Here is a 4,354-nt window from a genome sequence, read left to right as displayed (position 1 = left end):
AAAGTTGCAAAAGCCTGCTATAGTAGTTCTGTAAACGATTGCATGGTATGCAAATATTAATGTACCAAAATCGATAATTTATAGTATAATTACGGCAATAAGTTTTTTTATGGATTTATTTAGTATCAATCAGAGATGGGGTAAGAAGTTATGGAGAACAATGAACTACAAAGGGGATTGAGTGCCCGTCAAATTCAAATGATTGCACTTGGTGGTACGATTGGCGTGGGGCTTTTCATGGGTGCCACAAGTACAATTAAATGGACAGGCCCATCAGTTATCCTTGCATATTTAATTGCGGGTATCTTTTTATTTTTAATCATGAGAGCAATGGGGGAAATGATTTATTTAAACCCTACAACAGGATCATTTGCAACATTTGCAAGTGATTATATACATCCTGCAGCAGGTTATATGACAGCATGGAGTAATATATTCCAATGGATTGTAGTTGGTATGAGTGAGGTCATCGCAGTAGGAGAATATATGAAGTTTTGGTTCCCGGAATTGCCAACTTGGATTCCTGGTGTTATTGCTATTTTATTATTAATGGCAGCGAATTTATTCTCGGTAAAAGCGTTTGGAGAATTTGAATTTTGGTTTGCTTTAATTAAAGTTGTAACAATTATTTTAATGATTATTGCTGGTTTTGGTCTTATTTTCTTTGGTTTTGGAAATGGTGGCCATGCGGTAGGTATTTCTAATCTATGGACAAATGGCGGATTTATGCCAAATGGTATTGTTGGTTTCTTCTTTGCATTATCAATTGTAATTGGTTCATACCAAGGTGTGGAACTGATAGGTATTACGGCAGGTGAAACTAAAGATCCTCAGAAAAATATCGTTAAAGCAGTGAATGGTGTTATCTGGAGAATTTTAATTTTCTATTTAGGCGCTATTTTTGTTATTGTTTCAGTGTATCCTTGGAATCAATTAGGAGACATTGGAAGTCCGTTTGTTGCAACATTTGCTAAAATCGGTATTACATTTGCAGCTGGATTAATTAACTTTGTTGTATTAACTGCAGCAATGTCAGGATGTAACTCAGGTATTTTCAGTGCGAGTCGTATGATTTATACACTTGCTCATAAAGGTGAAATGCCAAAAATATTTACTAAAATCATGAGAAATGGTGTACCATTGTACACTGTTGTAGCAGTATCTCTTGGTATTTTAATTGGTGCTTTATTAAACGTAATTTTACCTTTATATATCGATGGAGCGAAGAGTATTTTCGTATACGTTTATAGTGCGTCTATTTTACCAGGTATGATTCCTTGGTTTATGATTTTATTCAGTCACTTACGTTTTAGAAAATTACATCCTGAAGAATTGGAAGGTCACCCATTCAAAATGCCTGGTGGCGCAGTAACTAACTATTTAACAATCTTATTCTTAATATTAGTATTGGTTGGTATGGTATTTAATGTTGAAACTAGAATATCAGTGCTAATTGGTGTCATCTTCTTAACGATTGTAACGATTTATTACTTTATTAGATATAATAAAAATAATGTAAAAGCAAAATAGTATGATTATAATGTGCGCTTATTTTATGACAAATTTGGCCCTAGCTTATTAAAGTTAAATAGCCAAAGAATGTTATGAGTAGGCGCATTTTTTTATAAATATAGCTTAAATCGAAGTTGTAGTGTGAAAAACTTATAAGTGGCAATATTATCGTTAGTTTTTACTGTGGGCTTTAAAATAAAAAATAGCATTATTAAAATAACAAACGCAATTGATATATGGAATGAATCCTGTAATCAACTGCGTTTGTTTTTAATATAAGAAATTGAATGGCCTTATCAAATCATTGGTCATATGCGTATGTTATACAAGATAAAAGACATGTAAGCTTTGAAAATGATGCATAAATTATTATATGACATGATTAAAGAATTTATATAAGACTGTTAATGTTTAAAGTTAATATTTGATAAATGTTTACGATAGTTATCTAAAGCCATTTTAGATTGTGTTATGAAATCTAATGATGCGTGATAATTTAATGCAACATAACGATAATATAAAATATCAATAGTGAACATTTGAGCAAATAATGAAGTTGTTGCTCCCATATGCATCTCATTTTCATCAGTTTTCCCATAAGTTAAAACAATATTTGATGCCTGTGCTACGGGATTATCCCTTGTACTAGTAATTGTAATTATAGGTATATGGTAGTCATCAATAACTTTAACCATTGATTGCATTTCACTTTGCGTACCATTGTTAGTAATAAGAATAACACTGTCGTTCGAATTGTGAGTTGCTAATAATGTAGCAAAAATATGTGTTTCTTGAACAAGTTGAATATTAAGACCTATTCTTGATAACTTTTGGTATAAGTCGGTAGCAACTACAAAAGATGCGCCAAAACCATATATAAAAATCGTCTCAGAACGTTTTAAACAATGACATATTTGATCAATAGTTTTATCATTTAATTCGTTATTTGCATGATTAAGTGCGCGTGTAGTACGTGTATGGAGTTTAGTTCTTAAAGATTCTGTGCTTTCGTTATTCATTAATTCAACATTGTAAATTGATGATGCTTTAGGAACATATTTAGATATATTTATTTTCAAGTCGTGAAAACCGCCATCAGTAATTTTCTTGCTGAATCGAATGACTGATGATGTACTAATATCTAATAAGCTTGCTAAGTCTTGAGACCTCATTTTAATCACCTTTTGAGGTGAATTTAGTATAAATTTAGCTATCTTTTTTTCATTTTTAGTCATATATGGATATTGACTATCTATTTCTGTTAGTACGTTTGACATATTAATCACTCCACTTTAACGCAATATATTTTATTAGCGTTGGCTATTGTTGTTTAACGCGATGGTATTTACAACTTGTAACGTAAGAGAATGAAAAATAAGCTGAATATGTTGTTTGTTTAATGATATTGAATTATAAAACTGTAAATATTTTTAAGATGTATAGATAAAAAATAGCATACTCCCATGTGCAAATAATATATCAATATATTGATATATTACCGTAAGTCATACTGTATATTCCCAATTTATACATTATGTACTCATCTATTTAAATCTTAGTAAATGTAGTTATATAAGACTAAATCTACCATCTTAATCATTATGATTATAACTCGATTAATGCATCTTTACAATTTGAAGAAACTTTTTAATTGTATAATTTATGTAATAAAGTGAATTTTAATAAATAACTTGTTTAAATGACATTTTATGAAAAATAGGTTAATGGGCAAATTTAATTGCAAATAATGCGTTAGATAGTTCTGTATGATAAAAATTAAGATATTGAATTTTGTTACCATAGTCGACTTGTCGGAGGGGACGTTTATTAAGTAGTGTTATAATTTCATAATAGGAAACTTGATTTTCGTTTATTATATATGATGTTTCAAAGCCTTTGAACTTATTCAATTCATTAGTAACTATTTGGTTAAATTTATAAATATGCGTTTGAATGTTCCAATCTGTCATTAAAGTATTATATTTAATCGTATCAATGATTTGAATCAAATTAGTAATTTGTTGTCTCATATACTTAGTTTCGTTTATCATGTAGAAGTACCTCCAAAAATCAATTATTAAACAGGAAAGGATATAACAGTGGAAAATGAAAAAAAGAAATACACGTTTAAAGATATAGCATGGAGAGATTTGCTTATAATTCCAATTATAGGTGTTATATTTTATGCACTCACAATTGCAGCTTACATAGGACCAATTTTGTTTGGTTATTATGAAATCGATAGTAATCTGATATTTGTAGCGACTATCACACAAGCTTTAGCATATACGATTGGGATTGGCGCATTTTATTTATTTCATTTAAAAGTGATGCCATCAAGGCTTCGAGCTGGTTTTGCGTATATCAAAAAATATTGGCTTAGATTGTCAATAACGTATATTATTGCTCTCATCTTAATTTATACATATGAATATATGACACAGTTTCTACCTAAACATTTGCAATATAGTGAAACAGCCAATGAACTTGAGCTAAATAAAATGTTTGAAGTGCCTGCATTTTTACCTGTAGCATTCTTATTAATTGTGATTGTAGGTCCAATAGTTGAAGAAATCGTATTTAGACATATTTTAATTGGAGAATTAGGTAAGAAGTTTAATTTTATAGCTATGAGTATTGTTTCGGTGTTCTTATTTGCATTTATTCATGTGACTGATGCAAAGTCGCCGTTTGAGTTTGGTCCATATCTCATACTATCCATCATATTAGTTTTCACTTATTTAAAATCTGGAAGAAACCTAGGTTCAACAATTGCATTACATATAGCAAATAATTTTGTTTCTTTCGTTATATCAGTAATAAGTATTTATGCGTAGATAAA

4 protein-coding genes are annotated in these 4,354 nt (G+C 29.8%); 2 read left to right on the top strand and 2 right to left on the bottom strand.

The annotated features are described in order from the left end of the window. The first annotated feature begins 150 nt into the window (after nucleotides 1–150). The gene (locus tag IDG60_RS07470; protein WP_000429674.1) at nucleotides 151–1,530 is read left to right on the top strand and encodes an amino acid permease; all 1,380 of its coding nucleotides are present in this window, start codon (nucleotides 151–153) and stop codon (nucleotides 1,528–1,530) included. A 386-nt stretch (nucleotides 1,531–1,916) separates the two neighbouring features. Here IDG60_RS07470 and rpiRc read toward each other — a convergent pair whose 3' ends face one another. Both rpiRc and IDG60_RS07460 read right to left on the bottom strand, forming a co-directional pair. Continuing rightward, nucleotides 1,917–2,789 carry a pentose phosphate pathway transcriptional regulator RpiRC gene (gene rpiRc / locus IDG60_RS07465; RefSeq protein ID WP_000073195.1) on the bottom strand — a complete coding sequence of 291 codons (873 nt, stop codon included), beginning with the start codon at nucleotides 2,787–2,789 and terminating at the stop codon, nucleotides 1,917–1,919. Between the two features lie 444 nt (nucleotides 2,790–3,233). Next, on the bottom strand, nucleotides 3,234–3,563 hold the full coding sequence (locus IDG60_RS07460) for a hypothetical protein (RefSeq protein ID WP_000606726.1): 330 nt from the start codon (nucleotides 3,561–3,563) through the stop codon (nucleotides 3,234–3,236). A gap of 48 nt (nucleotides 3,564–3,611) precedes the next feature. Here IDG60_RS07460 and sdpB point away from each other — a divergent pair, with 48 nt between their 5' ends. Continuing rightward, a complete protein-coding gene (gene sdpB, locus IDG60_RS07455; RefSeq protein ID WP_000426696.1) occupies nucleotides 3,612–4,349 on the top strand; it encodes a CPBP family intramembrane glutamic endopeptidase SdpB in 738 nt (245 codons plus the stop codon). The last annotated feature ends 5 nt before the right edge of the window (nucleotides 4,350–4,354 follow it).

The organism is Staphylococcus sp. EG-SA-2 (assembly GCF_017152085.1).
The sequence above is the reverse complement of the archived record's forward strand: the minus strand, read 5'-3'. Positions and strand labels throughout refer to the sequence as shown.

Coding starts and splice junctions, on each gene's coding strand:
- IDG60_RS07470 (WP_000429674.1), top strand. CDS start 151: ATGGAGAACAATGAACTACAAAGGGGATTGAGTGCCCGTCAAATTCAA.
- IDG60_RS07460 (WP_000606726.1), bottom strand. CDS start 3,563: ATGATAAACGAAACTAAGTATATGAGACAACAAATTACTAATTTGATT.
- rpiRc (WP_000073195.1), bottom strand. CDS start 2,789: ATGTCAAACGTACTAACAGAAATAGATAGTCAATATCCATATATGACT.